Below are 14,190 nucleotides of genomic sequence, written 5' to 3'. Positions count from 1 at the left end.
TCTCAACTATTCATAGACGAATTTTTGCGGCCCCGGGTAGATCCAGGACAGCCCGTCGCGGAGCCGGTCCCGCCAGTTCTCCCAGGAGTGGCCGTCCCGCGCCTCGACGTATCGCACGGTACTCCCTGTGCTCTCCCAGACCGGGACCATCGAGCGGTTCGGCACGATGAGCGGCTCGTAGACCCCGCACGAGACGAACAGCCGGTCGGCCACCTTGCGCGGCCGGGCGCGGTAGCGGTTCATGAACTTCACGACGGGGTCGAACGCCGGGCCACCGCCGTGGTCGTCGCCGATGTCGGTGAAGACGAACGAGCCGGACTGCAGCAGCAGCGAGCCGAACATCGTCGGGTTGCGGTAGGCCACGCTCATCGAGGCGACCGCGCCGAAGCTGGCACCCATCAGGGCCCGCCCCTCCGGGCGCCGCATCACCGGGTAGTGCTCCTCCAGGTGCGGGATGAGCTCGGCCACGAGGTGCCGGGCGTGCGGGGCGTAGTTCGGGTACTCCCGCATCCGGTCGCCGGGGTTGGAGAAGACGACGATCGTCTCGGCCATGTCCAGGTCGTGGATCACGTTGTCCAGGACGGTCTTCATCGCCGAGTAGTTCAGGTAGTCGTCGCCGTCGTGCACGATCAGCAACGGGTAGGCCGAGCTGGTGCGGAACCGCGCCGGCAGGTAGATCCGGTTGTGCGTCTCGCGGCGCAGTGCCTTGGACGGCAGGGTCAGGTCGTGCAGCTCGCCGGGGCGGGCGTCCGGGTCGTGCTGGGTCCACTCCGGGGTCTGGTAGCCGAAGGCCTGGCACACCGAGGACGACCCGACCGGGCTGTGCGCGATCTGCGGGTTGAGGGGGTCGTTGCCCCGGACCGTGTGGCCGTTGTTGGAGAGCTCGAGCTGATACTCCACGCGGGAGCCGTAGGGCAGCTCGACGATGACGTACCAGAGGTCGGTGCCCTCGATCCGGCGCAGCGGCACCCGTTGCGGCTGGTTGACGATGCGGTGCAGCAGATGCACCTCGTCGGCCTGCCCGCGGTAGAGGAAGGTGCACTTGGCCCCCTCGATGATCGGCACCTGCCGCTCGTGCAGGAAGGCGTCGACGGCGGCCTCGTCGAGGTGCTCGCGCTCCCGGAACTGGTTGATCGCCAGCTTGCCCCGTGGCGTGCCCCGCACCGGCTGTCCCGGCAGCGAGACGCTCACCGGACCTGCCCCAGGGTCGTGACGGCGCCGTCATCGGCCAGCACCGGGGCGTCCTCGGGCAGCTCACCACCGGGCAGTATGTCGACACGCACCCGGGCGTCCAGCAACAGACAGCGCGCGGGGGCCAGGCGGCGGGCGAGCACGCCCATTCGGGCCGGGTTGCCCAGGTCGAGCCGCTCGCGGGCGCCCGGCAGGGCGACGGTGTTGCGCACCAGCCCCAGCCCCTGGGTGAAGATCTCGCTGACCGAGGGGCCGTGCGCGGCCCGGTCGTGGAAGAGCACGACCCGGTCGGTCAGCGCCATCGCCCCCGCACCCCACGCCACGATCGGGACCTGCAGCTGGGGGGCGATGTTGAACAGGTGCAGAGCCCCGACCAGCACCCCCACGTGCCCGCCGGGGATCAGGACGACCTCGGCATCGGCCAGGTCCTTGCTGATGAGCTGGCGCAGCAGCTGGACGGCGCGCCGCTCGTGCGGGGGCCACCGCTCCCAGAAGTCGGCGTGGATCTCGTTGACCCGGGCCAGGTGCCGCTCGTCGATCTCCCGCATGATCTGCTGGGCGTCCCCGAGGGCGACCCGCTGCACCTGGATCGACCGCGGCACGCGCTCGGCCATCGTGCGCAGGGCGTCGACGACGTGGTCCAGGGCGATGACGTAGAGGTCCTGCATCTCCTCCAGCAGCATCCGGCGCTGCTGGTCGGCGGCGGCGAACTCGGGGTCGGCCTCCCAGACCTCCTGCATCCGGTGCCAGAGCCGCAGGTTGACGGCGTTGCCGGAGGTGAGGGACATGAGCAGCTCGTCCTCGGGCTCCCGCTCGCGCCACCCCGCGTTGATGACGGCCGCGCGGGCCCCGCGCAGCTGCAGCGACTCGAGCACCGCGTCGACCCGGGGTTGGCGCTGCGGGCCGAGCAGGGTGACCGAGGCGGAGTGCTCCGAGTGCGGCGCCTCCTCAGCCGGCATGGACCTGGACGACCTGGCCCACGTTGTCCAGCATCGAGTGCAGGACGTCGTAGTCGGGGTGCCGCATCCGGATGTAGGCGTTGGCCATGTAACCCGCCTCCACCGGCTGGGTCGGGGTGCCGGCCGGGGGCAGGTGGGCGTCGATGATCCAGCGGCCGAGGCGGTTCTCGACGTCCTCCAGGCCGGAGTAGCCGGTGATCCGCCCGTCCCGGTCGGGGCGCAGCGCGATGATCGCGGCGGAGTGGCTGCGGCTGGGCCGGGTGAACACCTGGCCGTGCACGATGGCGTCCGCCCACGCGCGGTAGGTGTCCATGTCGTTGCCGGCGGAGTAGAGGTCGTAGCAGCCGACCCCGGGCGGCCTGGCCCCGATCTCGCTGAACTTCAGCCCCTTCGGGCCGTAGAACCACTCCATGTGGGTGGCCGAGGTGCCGATGCCCAGGGCGGTGATGACTTTCTGCCCCATCACGCGGATCTCGTCGTAGAGTCCGCCGCCGTCGATCCGGTTGGTGGAGATGTAGACCGGGGAGATCCACCGGGTGCGCATCGCCTCCAGGACGTTGGGGAAGTAGTGGCAGGCGAAGTCGACCTGGGGTCGCCCGTCGACGCTGATCGTGTCGTAGAAGCCCTCGTGGCCCTCGACGAACTCCTCGACGGCGATCGAGGTGGTGCCGGGTCCGAAGCGGGCCAGCGCCGCCTCCAGCTCCCGGTCGCTCTCCACCTTGCTGGTGCCGGCGGCCCCGGCGCCGTCGCGCGGCTTGAGGATCAGCGGGTAGCCCACCCGCTCGGCGAACTCGCGGACCTCCGCCAGGCTCGAGGCTCCCGTGGAGGCGGCCGTGGGCACCCCCGCCTGACGCAGGGCCTCTTTCATGGACGGTTTGTCGCGGCACAGCCACGTGGTGTGTACGGAGGTGCCCGGGATGCCGGTCGCCTCGCGGACGACCGCGGCGGGCATCGTGTGCGCCTCGATGGTCGCCTCGAGCCGGTCGACCCAGACCATCCCCTGGAGCCTGCGCACCACGTCGGTCATGGCCTCCACGTTGGTGACTGAGCCGACCTGCTCGTAGTGGCCCATCCAGGACTTCAGCTCGTCGTCCAGGTAGTCGGCGGGTGTCTCGCCCACCCCCAGGACGTTCGCGCCCGCCTCCGCCAGCGCCCGCACGAACTCGCGCTGGTTGCGTGGGAAGTGTGGCTCCACGAAGACGATGTTCACGGGTCGAGCCTGCCACAGATCGCGAGGTCGCGACACTGACCGGGCGGGGCCTGTCAAGCGAGCGGGTCATCGCGATACGAGCGGACTCGATCTGGTGGGGCCGGCGCCGCCGACAACCAGCTCCCGCACGCCTGCCTGGCCGGACCGCCGCCTTCTTCGAGCGCCCACGTGTTCTTCGGGCCGACTGCAGCCAGCCTGGGGATCACCGAGGCGCTCGAAGACGCCTGGGTGGGGGCTGACGGCAGCAGCGCGACGCGCCCGGTGGGGCGGTGGCAGCCGTACGACGCCCGGTCCGCGCCAGTGCACCGGGTCGGCGCCAGTGCACCCGGTCGGCGAGATCGGTGCACGCCACCGTCACGATCGGTGCGAGCAAATCGCCGTCGACGCGAGCACCGGGCCATGACACCGACGGCATGTTGCTCGCACCGACCGGGCCCCGGTGGGGTTGGGGGGCAGCAGCACGACGCTCCTGGTGGGGTTGGGGGTACGCCCCGTGCCCGGTGGGTTGGGGTCTCTCCGTCCCACGCTCGGTCGAGGTGGTGGACGGGCCACTAGAGTCTGGGGATGGACCTGCTGGGCCCGCTCACCGCTGAGCTGGACGAGCTGCTGGCCGACGCCGATGCGGCGCTGGCGCAGCACTATCCGGGCGAGCGCGCAGGACGCCAGCCCGTGCACACCTTCTATCTCCCGGCCGACCGGTTCCACGAGCGGGCGGTCCACGACCTGGGGCGCGAGGCGGCGCAGGTGGTCCGCGAGCACGCCGAGGAGTTCCGCGCGGTGATCGACGGGGACGAGGACCTCGCCGACCGGGTCCGGGCCAAGCTCGACCGCGAGCCGATCGAGGACCTGCGGATCGACTTCGAGGACGGCTACGGGACACCGCCGGATGCGCAGGAGGACGACGCGGCCACGGCCGCGGGCCGGGCGCTGGCGGTGCTGCTGGACGACGGTGCCGCCCCACCGTTCACCGGCCTCCGGATCCGCAGCTTCGAGGCGGCCACCCGGGCGCGCGGGGTCCGCACCCTGCTCCTCTTCCTCGACGCGCTCGGCCGGGTGCCCGAGGGTTTCGTGGTCACCCTCCCCAAGGTCACCGCGGTCGAGCAGGTCGAGGCGATGGCGCACGTCTGCGAGCGCCTCGAGGAGCACCTCGGCGGCCGGCTGCAGTTCGAGGTCCAGGTCGAGACACCCCAGTCGGTGCTCGGCGCCGACGGCCGCGTGCTGCTCGCACCGATGGTCTCCGCCGCCCGGGGGCGGCTGACCGGCTTTCACTACGGCACCTACGACTACAGCGCGGCCTGCGGGATCGCCGCCGGTCAGCAGGCCCTCGACCACCCCGCGGCCGACCACGCCAAGGCAGTGATGCAGGTCGCCGCGGCCGGCACCGGTGTGCGCCTCTCCGACGGCTCCACCAACCGGTTGCCGGTCGGCGACCAGCTGGTCCCCGGCTGGCAGGAGCACCTGCGCCTGGTCCGGCGCTCCCTGGAGCGCGGCTTCTACCAGGGTTGGGACCTGCACCCGGCCCAGCTGCCGACCCGCTACGCCGCGACCTACCGCTACTTCCGCGACGGTTTCGCCACGGCGGCGGAGCGGCTGGGCACCTACGTGCGCCGGGAGGAGTCCTCGGTCCTCGACGAGCCGGCCACCGCCCGGGCGCTCTCCGACTTCGTCGTGCGCGGGCTCGACTGCGGGGCGCTGGATGAGTCCGAGGTGGTCGGGGCCACCGGTCTGCAGACCGAGACGCTGTGGGCGATGGCCCGGCGTCCTGTGAGAGGAGCATGAGCATGGGCATCCGCCTGGGAGCCAACCGCTACGGCAAGTCCGAGAGCCGGGTGGTGCGCATCGTGCGCGACTCCGAGCGCCACGAGATCCGCGACCTCAACGTCTCCACGTCCCTGCGCGGGGACTTCGAGGCTGCGCACGTCGACGGCGACCAGTCGGCGGTGCTGCCCACGGACACCCAGAAGAACACCGCCTTCGCCTACGCCAAGGAGCACGGCGTCGCCTCGATCGAGGACTACGCCCTGGCCCTCGGGCAGCGGCTCCTGGACGCCTCGCCCGCGGCGACCGGCTGCCGGACGCGCGTCGAGGAGTACGCCTGGGACCGGATCCCCGTGGGTCCCGACGGCGGCGGACACGACCACGCCTTCGTCCGGCGCGGCGGCGAGGTGCGCACCACCGAGGTCGACCGCACCCGCGACGGCGCGAGCGTCACCTCCGGCCTGACCGACCTGGTCCTGCTGAAGTCCACCGGCTCGGAGTTCCAGGGGTTCCTCAAGGACGACTACACGACGCTGCCGGAGGCCGACGACCGCATCCTCGCCACGTCGCTGACGGCCACCTGGCGATGGTCCGGCCTCGACGTGGACTGGAACAGCACCTACACCGCGGTCCGCGCCACGCTCCTGGAGACCTTCGCGACGACCTACAGCCGCGCCCTCCAGGAGACGCTGTGGCTGATGGGTCGCGCCGTCCTCGAGCAGCAGCCCGGCATCACCGAGATCTCCTTCAGCGCCCCCAACAAGCACCACCTCCTGGTCGACCTGTCCCCCTTCGACGTCGCCAACGACGGGGAGGTCTTCATCGCCGCCGACCGCCCCTACGGCCTGATCGAGGCGACCGTCACCCGGGACGAAGAATGACCGACCCCCGCGCCTTCAACGAGCTGGCCGCCTACGAGGCCCGGGCCCGCCTGCTGACCTGCCTGGACGTCCCCCGCTGGGCCCACCAGGTGGTGGCCGGGAGGCAGTATGCGGAGTGGTCCGGCCTGGAGGCCGCCATGCGGTCCGCGGCGCTCACCATCACCGACGAGGAGCTCACCCTGGCCCTGGCCCGCCACCCGCGCATCGGGGAGCGGGCTGACGCCGACCGCCACGAGGCCACTCACTCCGAGCGCGAGCAGTCCGCGATTGACCGCTCCGACGAGGAGCTGGCGCGGGCGCTGCTCGAGGGCAACCGCGCCTACGAGGAGCGGTTCGGCCGGGTCTTCATCATCCGCGCGGCCGGCCGGGACGGGCAACAGGTCCTCGACCAGCTCCGGATCCGTCTGACGAACACCGACGAGCAGGAGCGCGCGGAGACGATCGAGCAGCTCGTGCAGATCGCGCTGCTGCGCGCCAAGGAGGTCCTGGTCTGATGGCAACCCTGAGCACCCACGTCCTCGACACCGCCACCGGGCGACCGGCCCGGGGTGTCCCCGTCACGCTGCTGGACGCGGACGGCACCGCGCTCGCGGAGTGGGTGACCGACGACGACGGGCGGATCGGGGCGCTCGGCGGCGACCTGCCGACGGGCAGCTACCGGCTGCGCTTCGACCTGGACGGACCCTTCTATCCCGAGGTCGTCGTCGCCTTCCGGATCACCGCCGACGAGCACCACCACGTCCCCCTCCTGCTCAGCCCGTTCGGGTACTCGACCTACCGTGGCAGCTGAGCCCTACGACCGCGTCGTCCGAGCCGAGCGGGCGGTCGTCGGCGAGCAGGAGCGGCCGGTGACCCTCGGCATACTGCACGGCCGGATCGCCACCCTCGACGCTGTCCTCCCGCCCGGCCAGGAGCCCGACGTCGTCCTCGCGGACGACGAGGTGCTGCTGCCCGGGCTGGTCGACACCCACGTCCACGTCAACGACCCCGGCCGCAGCGACTGGGAGGGCTTCGACTCCGCGACCCGGGCCGCGGCCGCCGGTGGGGTGACCACGATCGTCGACATGCCGCTCAACTCGGTGCCGCCCACGACCACCCTGGCCGGGCTGCGCGCCAAGCAGCAGGCGGCGCGGGGGCGGGTGCACGTGGACGTGGGCTTCTGGGGCGGAGCGGTCCCCGGCAACCTCGCCGACCTCGAGCCGCTGCACGACGCCGGGGTGCTCGGGTTCAAGTGCTTCCTGCTGCCCTCCGGCGTCGAGGAGTTCGGCCACCTCGACGACGCGGGGCTGCGCGAGGCGCTCACCGAGCTGGCCCGGCTGGACGCGCTGCTCCTGGTCCACGCCGAGGACGAAGGGGAGATCGACGCGAGGCCGCTGCAGAGCCGGGCCTACGCCGACTTCGTCGCGACCCGTCCGCCGCGGGCCGAGCAGGTCGCGATCGAGCGGCTGGTCGCCGCGGCGGAGCAGACCGGTGCCCGCGTGCACGTCGTCCACCTGTCAGCGGCCGACGCGCTGCCGACGCTCCGCACCGCCCGCGACCGGGGCACGCGGCTCAGCGTCGAGACCTGCCCGCACTACCTGACGCTCGCCGACGAGGACGTGGCCGACGGTCACACCGAGTTCAAGTGCTGCCCGCCGATCCGCGGCGCCGCCAACCGTGACCTGCTGTGGAGCGGGCTGGCCGACGGCAGCATCGACGCCGTCGTCTCCGACCACTCTCCGTGCACCTCAGCCCTGAAGTGCCTCGACACCGGCGACTTCGGGCAGGCCTGGGGCGGCATCGCCTCCGTGCAGCTGGGGCTCCCGGCCGTGTGGACGCACGCCCGGCGCCGGGGCCACACGCTGGTGGACGTCGCCCGGTGGATGTGCCAGGGCCCGGCCGACCTGGTGGGTCTGCGGCGCAAGGGGCGGCTGGCGGTGGGCCACGACGCCGACCTGTGCGTGCTCGCCCCGGACGAGGAGTTCACGGTGGACCCGGCCCTGCTCCACCACCGCAACCCCGACACCCCCTACGCCGGCCACACGCTCACGGGCGTGGTCCGGGCGACCTGGCTGCACGGCATACTCGTGGATCCGGCCGACGCCGGCGCCGTCCCCCGCGGGCGGCTGCTCCGGAGAGGAGAGGCATGACCTACTACGTCCCCCGCGGCGGCCTGCCCGGGCAGGAGGAGCTCACCACGGACCGGGCGGTGTTCACCGAGGCCTACGCCGTCCTCCCCCGCGGCACCCTGCGCGACATCGTCACCAGCCAGCTGCCGCACTGGCGGGCGACGCGCGCCTGGGTGCTGGCCCGGCCGCTGTCCGGCTTCGCCGAGACCTTCAGTCAGTATGTCGTGGAGGTCGCCCCCGGCGGTGGCAGCGACCGCCCGGACGACGACGGGGGCGCCGAGGCGGTCCTGTTCGTCGTCGACGGCTCGCCGGTCCTGCGGCTCGGAGGCACCGATCACGTGCTGCGGCCTGGGAGCTATGCCTACCTCCCGCCCGGGGCGGGCTGGTCCCTGCGCAACGAGTCGGGGGCCAGCGCCACCTTCCACTGGATCCGGAAGGCCTACCAGCACGTCGAGGGCATCGACGTGCCCGAGCCGTTCGTGACGCACGAGGATGACGTGGCGCCGGAGCCGATGCCCGGCACGCAGGCGTGGGCGACGCAGCGCTTCGTCGACCCGCTCGACGTGCGCCACGACATGCACGTCAACATCGTGACCTTCCAGCCCGGCGGGTCGATCCCGTTCCCGGAGACCCACGTGATGGAGCACGGGCTCTACGTTCTCGAGGGCAAGGGGGTCTACCTGCTCAACCAGGACTGGGTCGAGGTCCAGGCCGGCGACTTCATGTGGCTGCGAGCGTTCTGTCCGCAGGCCTGCTACGCCGGCGGCCCGGGGCCCTTCCGCTACCTGCTCTACAAGGACGTCAATCGGCACGCCCGGCTCTAGCCCGCAGAGACTAGCCCCGGCGGGCGAGCTCGTCGAAGGCACGGGCGACGACGCCCGCGTAGACGTGCATGCCCTCGATGTCCGGGTGGATCCGGTCGGACTGCAGGACCTCGGGCTGCTGCTCGATGGTGCCCTGCCAGTCGCCGACGACCGCGTTGGGATAGTCGGCGACGACCTCCTCGATGGTCTCGTTGGAGGACGGGGTGAAGGTGCTGGAGCCGTAGAGGTTCATCACCACGACGTTGCGGTCCGGGCCCAGGGTGTCCAGGAACTGCCGCAGCTGCTTCTCGTTGACGCCGGCGTTGGTGCCGAAGTGCACGATGACGTTGTCGCGGACGGTCCCCTCGGCCAGCGCTGCCTCCAGCACGGGGTTGGCGTCCTTCCACTGCCGGTTGGACTTGGCGGCGAAGTTCATCTCGGGGAAGCGCCACTTCAGCCCGTCGGCGCTGGTCACGACCAGGGAGTCACCGATCGCGGTGAGGCGGCTGCTGTTGGGGACCAGCAGGCCCTCCTCGTCCTCGTGCCAGCCCTCCGGCACCGCGACCTCAGCCGGCTGCTCGGCCGGATCCCCGGTCTGCTCCGCCGGGTCCGTCTCTTGCCCCACGCCCGGATCCGCAGCGTCCGGGTCGTCGGCAGAGCCTGACCCCGTGCCGTCGCCGCCGGGCCGGGCGATGATCCGGTCCATGGCCGACTGGAAGCCCTCACCCAGCGTGCCGACGGACTCCCCAGACCCAGCGTCACCCGCACCATCGACCGCGCCGCCCCCGATCGCAGCGTCCTCAACCCCCGTGTCCTCAACCCCCGTGTCCTCGACCGAGGTGGTCCCGAGCAGGGCACCGCCGGCCAGCGACACCCGCGCGGGGGCGTCGACCGGCGCCGTGTTGAGGTCGGCCTCGGCCGCCTCGATCGCCAGCTGGGTCTCCGACTTCTCCGGCGCCGTGGCGATGGCGACACCGGCGAGCGCCACGGCCAGCACGGTGATCGCCGCCACGGCCGAGGTGACCGCCCCCCGCGTGGGGCCGGACACCCGCTCGCGGACCGCGGCATAGCAGGCGCGGAAGCCGTGCGTGCGCACCGGCGTCTCCACATAGCGGAAGCACAGCTCGGACAGCACCAGCGTGAGCACCAGGGCAGCGGTCAGGGTGACATACCCGCGGAGGGTGCCCTCGGCATACGGAAAGAGCGCGGCCACGATCATCAGCACCGGCCAGTGCCACAGGTAGATCCCGTAGGACCGCTCCCCCAGATAGCTCAGCGGGCGCAGCTCCATGGCCCGCCGCCAGCCGCTGGGCGACTCGAGCAGGCCGGCGATGAGCACGGCGGTCGCCACGCAGGCCAGGAGTATGCCGCCACGGTAGGTCCACGGGTGCGCGTCGGTGAGGCGGGACATCAGCACGACGAGGACCACGAGCGCGGTCAGCACGGCCGGCATCCGCCACCGGCGCCACGCGCGGGTATGCAGCCCCAGGCGGTGCGGGGCGGCCCACGCGAAGGCGAGCGCGACGCCGAGCATCAGGCCGAACAGGTGCGTGTCGGTGCCGTAGTAGACGCGCGTCGAGTCCTGGCCCGGGCTGAAGAGCACCGCCATCAGCAGCGCCGAGCCGAGGGCCAGGCCCAGGGCGATGCCGATCCGCTGCCGGGAGGTGCGGGTGACCGCGAGCACCACGACGAGCGCGAGCGGCCACAGCAGGTAGAACTGCTCCTCCACGGCGAGGGACCAGAAGTTGACGAACAGCAGCGGCGAGGTGCTGTCGAAGTAGCTGGCGCCGGCCGCGACCTCGACCCAGTTGGTGCTGAAGGTCATCGCGCCCAGGGTCTGCCGCCCGATGTTGACGAGCAGGTCACCCCCGGCCAGGCGCGCCGCGGCGATGCTCACGACCACGACGGTGACCAGCGCGGGGAGCAGGCGCCGGGCCCGGCGGAGCCAGAACTGCGGCAGGTTGAGCCGTCCCCGGCGGCTGATCTCACGCAGCAGCAGGGTGGTGATCAGGAAGCCGGACAGCACGAAGAAGACGTCGACCCCCAGGAAGCCGCCGGGCAGCACGGTCGGGGTGAAGTGGAAGATCAGGACGCCGATGATGGCCAGCGCCCGGATGCCGTCCAGCCCGTGGATGTGTCCTGGTCGGGGGTCCAGGTCGGACGGGCCCCTGCGCCGCCGGCGTGGGAGGTCAGGTGTCGCCTCGGGGAGCGCGGTGCGCGCGGGGGCGACCGGTCGCTCCAGCAGGTCGGTGCCCGCGGCGGGGCCGTGTCGGGCGGTGCTGGTGCCAGGTGGGTCGGCGGAGGTTGCGGGAGGGGACTCGGGCTCGTTGGTCTGGGCCGACAACGCAACCTCCTCCCGGGGCGGGACACACCTATGGGCCCCAACTTAGGGGCCCATAGCTGTGCAGTATGGCGCCACGCGGGTGACTGGAGGAATCTCTTGTGATTTGTGGTGCCTGTGGGACTGATCTGAGGTCGTGTGGGACTGGTCCGTGACCCCGTGTGACTGGTCGGTGACGCGGGGCACGAACGTGGGGCGGACCCTGTTTGGCACGAACGTGGGCGGCCATCGCGAGGTGCGACGGCCGCCCACGTCCTCCGGTGGGGACCGGCCCGTCAGGGCAGGTCGGTCTTCCGGTCGGCCTCGTCCTTGAGGTTCTCGGCCGCGTTCTCGGCGTCGTCCTTCACGTCCCCGAAGTCCGTGCCGAAGCCGGAGGTGCTGCTGCCGGTCGTGCCGGGGATGTCGTCGGTGGCGTCCTCGGTCGCTGCCTTGGTGTCGCCGGCGGCGTGCTTTGCGTCGTCCTTGGCCCCGGCGAGCTTGTCCTTGGCGTCGTCGACGACGTGCTTGGCCTTGTCCTTGGCGTCGTCGAGCTTGCCCTTGGCGCTGGCGGCCGCGCTGTCGGCCTTCTGCACGAGGCTGTCGGCGATGGGGGTCTCCGCCTCCGCGGTGCCAGCGGCGCCGGCCCCGGTCCGCCCGGTCGCCGTCGCCTTGTCAGCCAGGGTGGCGCGGACCTGGGAGTCGACACCGGGGGCGCCGCCCACGTGGTGCTCGGTGGCCCACGGGTCGGTGGCCGGCTTCTTCTTGGAGTTCAGGTACCACGCGACCGCGGCACCGGCGGCGGCGAGGAGGCCCATGACGACCAGGGCGTTGCCCTTCTTTTTCTTCTTCTCGGGGGCCGGCACCACCGCGGGTGCGGTCGCCGCGAGCTGCGCGAGCTTCTCGTCCTTGGCGTGCTGCATGTTGCCGAGCATCTCGGAGATCTTGGGCAGGATGTCGTCGACGATCACGTCCCGGGCGTGGTCCACCTTGGGCCCCACCGCGGCCAGCGCCTCCTGGCCCTTGGGCACGGCCGCGTCGATGCCGTGGTCGATGCTGGACACCGCACGCTTCTGTGCCTGGACGGCCTTCTCCTTGGCCTGGGCCGCGAACTCGCCGGACTTCTCCTTGGCGACCTCGGCAGCCTCGCTGGCGCGGGGTGCGATCCGCTCGTCGAAGGTCTCCCTGGCGGCTGCGGCGCTCGACTTCATCCCGGCCACCGCCTTGTCCTTTGCGGCCACCGCCTCCTCGCTGACCTGGTCAGCCTTGCTCTTGCGCTGGAACACAAAGTCCTCCTCTGTCGGCGTGCGTTGGATTCCATCCTGCACTGTGTCACCCTCATCCTCCACCCCGTGCTCCAGGCCGGCCTCCTCAGAGCCCCAGCGGCGTCCGCGACGGGGGACCGGAGCAGCCCGCGTGCGAGGATAGCTGCATGAACGTGACGCTGCAGACCAGCAAGGGCAACATCAACCTGACGCTCTTCCCGGACCACGCACCCAAGACGGTGCAGAACTTCGTCGGCCTCGCCACGGGCGAGAAGGACTACCAGGACGACGCCGGCCGCAAGAACCCCCAGCCGTTCTTCGACGGGCTGATCTTCCACCGGGTCATCGACGGGTTCATGATCCAGGGCGGCTGCCCGCTCGGGGAGGGCTTCGGCGGTCCGGGCTACACCTTTGACGACGAGATCCACCCGGACAAGAACTTCAACGAGCCCTACGTCCTGGCCATGGCCAACGCCGGCAAGCAGATGGGCCGCGGCACCAACGGCTCGCAGTTCTTCATCACCGTGGGCCCGACCCCCCACCTGATGGGCAAGCACACCATCTTCGGCGAGGTCGCGGACGCCGACTCCCGGGCGGTCGTCGACGCCATCGCCACCACCCGCACCGGTCGCGGTGACAAGCCCGTCGAGCCGGTCGTGATCGAGAAGGTCGTCGTCTCCGAGTGACGTCGGAGTGAGTTCCGCCTCATGACAGCCCCCGCCCCACCGGTCTGTCCGCGCCACCCGGACCGACCGTCATACATCAACTGTCAGCGGTGCGGCCGACCCGTGTGCCCGGAGTGCCAGCGGCCTGCGGCCGTCGGCATCCAGTGCGTGGACTGCGTCAGGGAGCAGGCGCGCACCGTCCGCACGCCGACGTCCCGGTTCGGTGCGCCGACGACCGGTGGGCGGCCGATCGTCACCCTCACGCTGATCGCGATCTGCGCGGTGGTCTACGTCGGGCAGCTGACCAACGACCGGGTGACCTTCGAGCTGATGTTCGTGCCGTTGCTGGCCGAGTCCGAGCCCTGGCGGTTCATCACCGCGGCCTTCGCGCACTCGCCCAGCGGCGTGATGCACATCCTGTTCAACATGTTCGCCCTCTGGATCACCGGGCAGTACCTCGAGCCGCTGCTGGGTCGGGTGAAGTTCCTGGCGCTCTTCCTGATCAGCGCGATCGGCGGCTCGGTGGGCTACCTGCTGCTCGCGCCGTTCCCCGACGGCTGGACCACGCCCACGGTGGGCGCCTCGGGAGCGGTCTTCGGGCTCTTCGCGGCGACCCTGGTGCTCAACCGGCACCTCGGCCGGGAGACCGGTGGGATCATCGTCGTCTTCGTGATCAATGGGGTCCTGGGCTTCGTCCTGCCGAACATCGCCTGGCAGGCCCACCTCGGCGGCGCCGTCACTGGTGCCATCATCGCGCTCGTGCTGGCCGCGACGGCACCGACCGGGCGCACCGTCACCGAGGCCGCGTCGCGCAGGCGCTGGTTCTGGCCGGCGATGCTCGGGCTGCTCGTCGTGCTGGCGGCGACGTCCTACTGGCGGATCCAGTCCGTCGCGGACGCCATCCTGATGTAGCCCGCGCAGCCTGCGTAGCGCCACGGGCGCTGCGTCCCGCTGACCTCCGCACCTGTGGCGCAGGTCACGCTCGAATCACACCCGTGTAGTTATCCCCACCCTGTGGATAACGTGGGGATAA

General features: G+C 71.6%; 13 protein-coding genes. 8 read left to right on the top strand and 5 right to left on the bottom strand.

Annotated elements, in window-relative coordinates; all coding sequences use genetic code 11:
* Positions 1 to 6: 6 nt before the first annotated feature.
* The 3 genes from MWU75_RS14980 to MWU75_RS14970 are packed head-to-tail and all read right to left on the bottom strand — an operon-like array spanning position 7 to position 3,360.
* Entirely contained in the window at positions 7 to 1,191 is a 1,185-nt protein-coding gene (locus tag MWU75_RS14980) for an alpha/beta hydrolase-fold protein (RefSeq protein WP_247092266.1), read from the bottom strand.
* Positions 1,188 to 2,150, bottom strand: coding sequence for a hypothetical protein (locus MWU75_RS14975; protein ID WP_247092264.1), 963 nt, complete (start codon positions 2,148 to 2,150; stop codon positions 1,188 to 1,190). The genes MWU75_RS14980 and MWU75_RS14975 overlap by 4 nt, the downstream gene beginning before the upstream one ends.
* A complete protein-coding gene (locus MWU75_RS14970; RefSeq protein ID WP_247092262.1) occupies positions 2,140 to 3,360 on the bottom strand; it encodes an ATP-grasp domain-containing protein in 1,221 nt (406 codons plus the stop codon). Before MWU75_RS14970 ends, MWU75_RS14975 begins: the two co-directional genes overlap by 11 nt.
* A 564-nt stretch (positions 3,361 to 3,924) precedes the next feature.
* Here MWU75_RS14970 and MWU75_RS14965 point away from each other — a divergent pair.
* The 6 genes from MWU75_RS14965 to MWU75_RS14940 are packed head-to-tail and all read left to right on the top strand — an operon-like array spanning position 3,925 to position 8,931.
* Positions 3,925 to 5,139 carry an aldolase gene (locus MWU75_RS14965; protein ID WP_247092260.1) on the top strand — a complete coding sequence of 405 codons (1,215 nt, stop codon included), beginning with the start codon at positions 3,925 to 3,927 and terminating at the stop codon, positions 5,137 to 5,139.
* Positions 5,136 to 5,999: a factor-independent urate hydroxylase gene (gene pucL, locus MWU75_RS14960; protein WP_247092259.1), complete on the top strand. Its 864-nt coding sequence runs from the start codon at positions 5,136 to 5,138 to the stop codon at positions 5,997 to 5,999. The genes MWU75_RS14965 and pucL overlap by 4 nt, the downstream gene beginning before the upstream one ends.
* A complete protein-coding gene (uraD, locus tag MWU75_RS14955; protein WP_247092257.1) occupies positions 5,996 to 6,493 on the top strand; it encodes a 2-oxo-4-hydroxy-4-carboxy-5-ureidoimidazoline decarboxylase in 498 nt (165 codons plus the stop codon). The genes pucL and uraD overlap by 4 nt, the downstream gene beginning before the upstream one ends.
* Positions 6,493 to 6,789: a hydroxyisourate hydrolase gene (gene uraH, locus MWU75_RS14950; protein WP_247092255.1), complete on the top strand. Its 297-nt coding sequence runs from the start codon at positions 6,493 to 6,495 to the stop codon at positions 6,787 to 6,789. Before uraD ends, uraH begins: the two co-directional genes overlap by 1 nt.
* Complete coding sequence (allB, locus tag MWU75_RS14945) at positions 6,779 to 8,128, top strand: allantoinase AllB (RefSeq protein ID WP_247092253.1); 1,350 nt, start codon at positions 6,779 to 6,781, stop codon at positions 8,126 to 8,128. Before uraH ends, allB begins: the two co-directional genes overlap by 11 nt.
* Entirely contained in the window at positions 8,125 to 8,931 is an 807-nt protein-coding gene (locus MWU75_RS14940; protein ID WP_247092251.1) for a bifunctional allantoicase/(S)-ureidoglycine aminohydrolase, read from the top strand. The genes allB and MWU75_RS14940 overlap by 4 nt, the downstream gene beginning before the upstream one ends.
* 10 nt (positions 8,932 to 8,941) lie before the next feature.
* Here MWU75_RS14940 and MWU75_RS14935 read toward each other — a convergent pair whose 3' ends face one another.
* Positions 8,942 to 11,254 (bottom strand): acyltransferase family protein, encoded by a 2,313-nt coding sequence (locus tag MWU75_RS14935; RefSeq protein WP_247092250.1) that lies wholly within the window; start codon positions 11,252 to 11,254, stop codon positions 8,942 to 8,944.
* A 272-nt stretch (positions 11,255 to 11,526) separates the two neighbouring features.
* Positions 11,527 to 12,513 carry a hypothetical protein gene (locus tag MWU75_RS14930; RefSeq protein WP_247092248.1) on the bottom strand — a complete coding sequence of 329 codons (987 nt, stop codon included), beginning with the start codon at positions 12,511 to 12,513 and terminating at the stop codon, positions 11,527 to 11,529.
* Between the two features lie 146 nt (positions 12,514 to 12,659).
* On the opposite strand from MWU75_RS14930, the gene MWU75_RS14925 reads away from it, so the two are divergent.
* Positions 12,660 to 13,178: a peptidylprolyl isomerase gene (locus MWU75_RS14925; RefSeq protein WP_247092246.1), complete on the top strand. Its 519-nt coding sequence runs from the start codon at positions 12,660 to 12,662 to the stop codon at positions 13,176 to 13,178.
* Between the two features lie 21 nt (positions 13,179 to 13,199).
* Positions 13,200 to 14,069 (top strand): rhomboid family intramembrane serine protease, encoded by an 870-nt coding sequence (locus MWU75_RS14920; protein WP_247092244.1) that lies wholly within the window; start codon positions 13,200 to 13,202, stop codon positions 14,067 to 14,069.
* Positions 14,070 to 14,190 lie beyond the last annotated feature (121 nt).

Origin of the sequence: Ornithinimicrobium sp. F0845 (assembly GCF_023015765.1) — a bacterium.
Lineage (GTDB): Bacteria > Actinomycetota > Actinomycetes > Actinomycetales > Dermatophilaceae > Ornithinicoccus.
The sequence above is the reverse complement of the archived record's forward strand: the minus strand, read 5'-3'. Positions and strand labels throughout refer to the sequence as shown.

Coding starts and splice junctions, on each gene's coding strand:
- MWU75_RS14965 (WP_247092260.1), top strand. CDS start 3,925: ATGGACCTGCTGGGCCCGCTCACCGCTGAGCTGGACGAGCTGCTGGCC.
- uraH (WP_247092255.1), top strand. CDS start 6,493: ATGGCAACCCTGAGCACCCACGTCCTCGACACCGCCACCGGGCGACCG.
- MWU75_RS14940 (WP_247092251.1), top strand. CDS start 8,125: ATGACCTACTACGTCCCCCGCGGCGGCCTGCCCGGGCAGGAGGAGCTC.
- pucL (WP_247092259.1), top strand. CDS start 5,136: ATGAGCATGGGCATCCGCCTGGGAGCCAACCGCTACGGCAAGTCCGAG.
- MWU75_RS14925 (WP_247092246.1), top strand. CDS start 12,660: ATGAACGTGACGCTGCAGACCAGCAAGGGCAACATCAACCTGACGCTC.
- MWU75_RS14920 (WP_247092244.1), top strand. CDS start 13,200: ATGACAGCCCCCGCCCCACCGGTCTGTCCGCGCCACCCGGACCGACCG.
- MWU75_RS14975 (WP_247092264.1), bottom strand. CDS start 2,150: ATGCCGGCTGAGGAGGCGCCGCACTCGGAGCACTCCGCCTCGGTCACC.
- uraD (WP_247092257.1), top strand. CDS start 5,996: ATGACCGACCCCCGCGCCTTCAACGAGCTGGCCGCCTACGAGGCCCGG.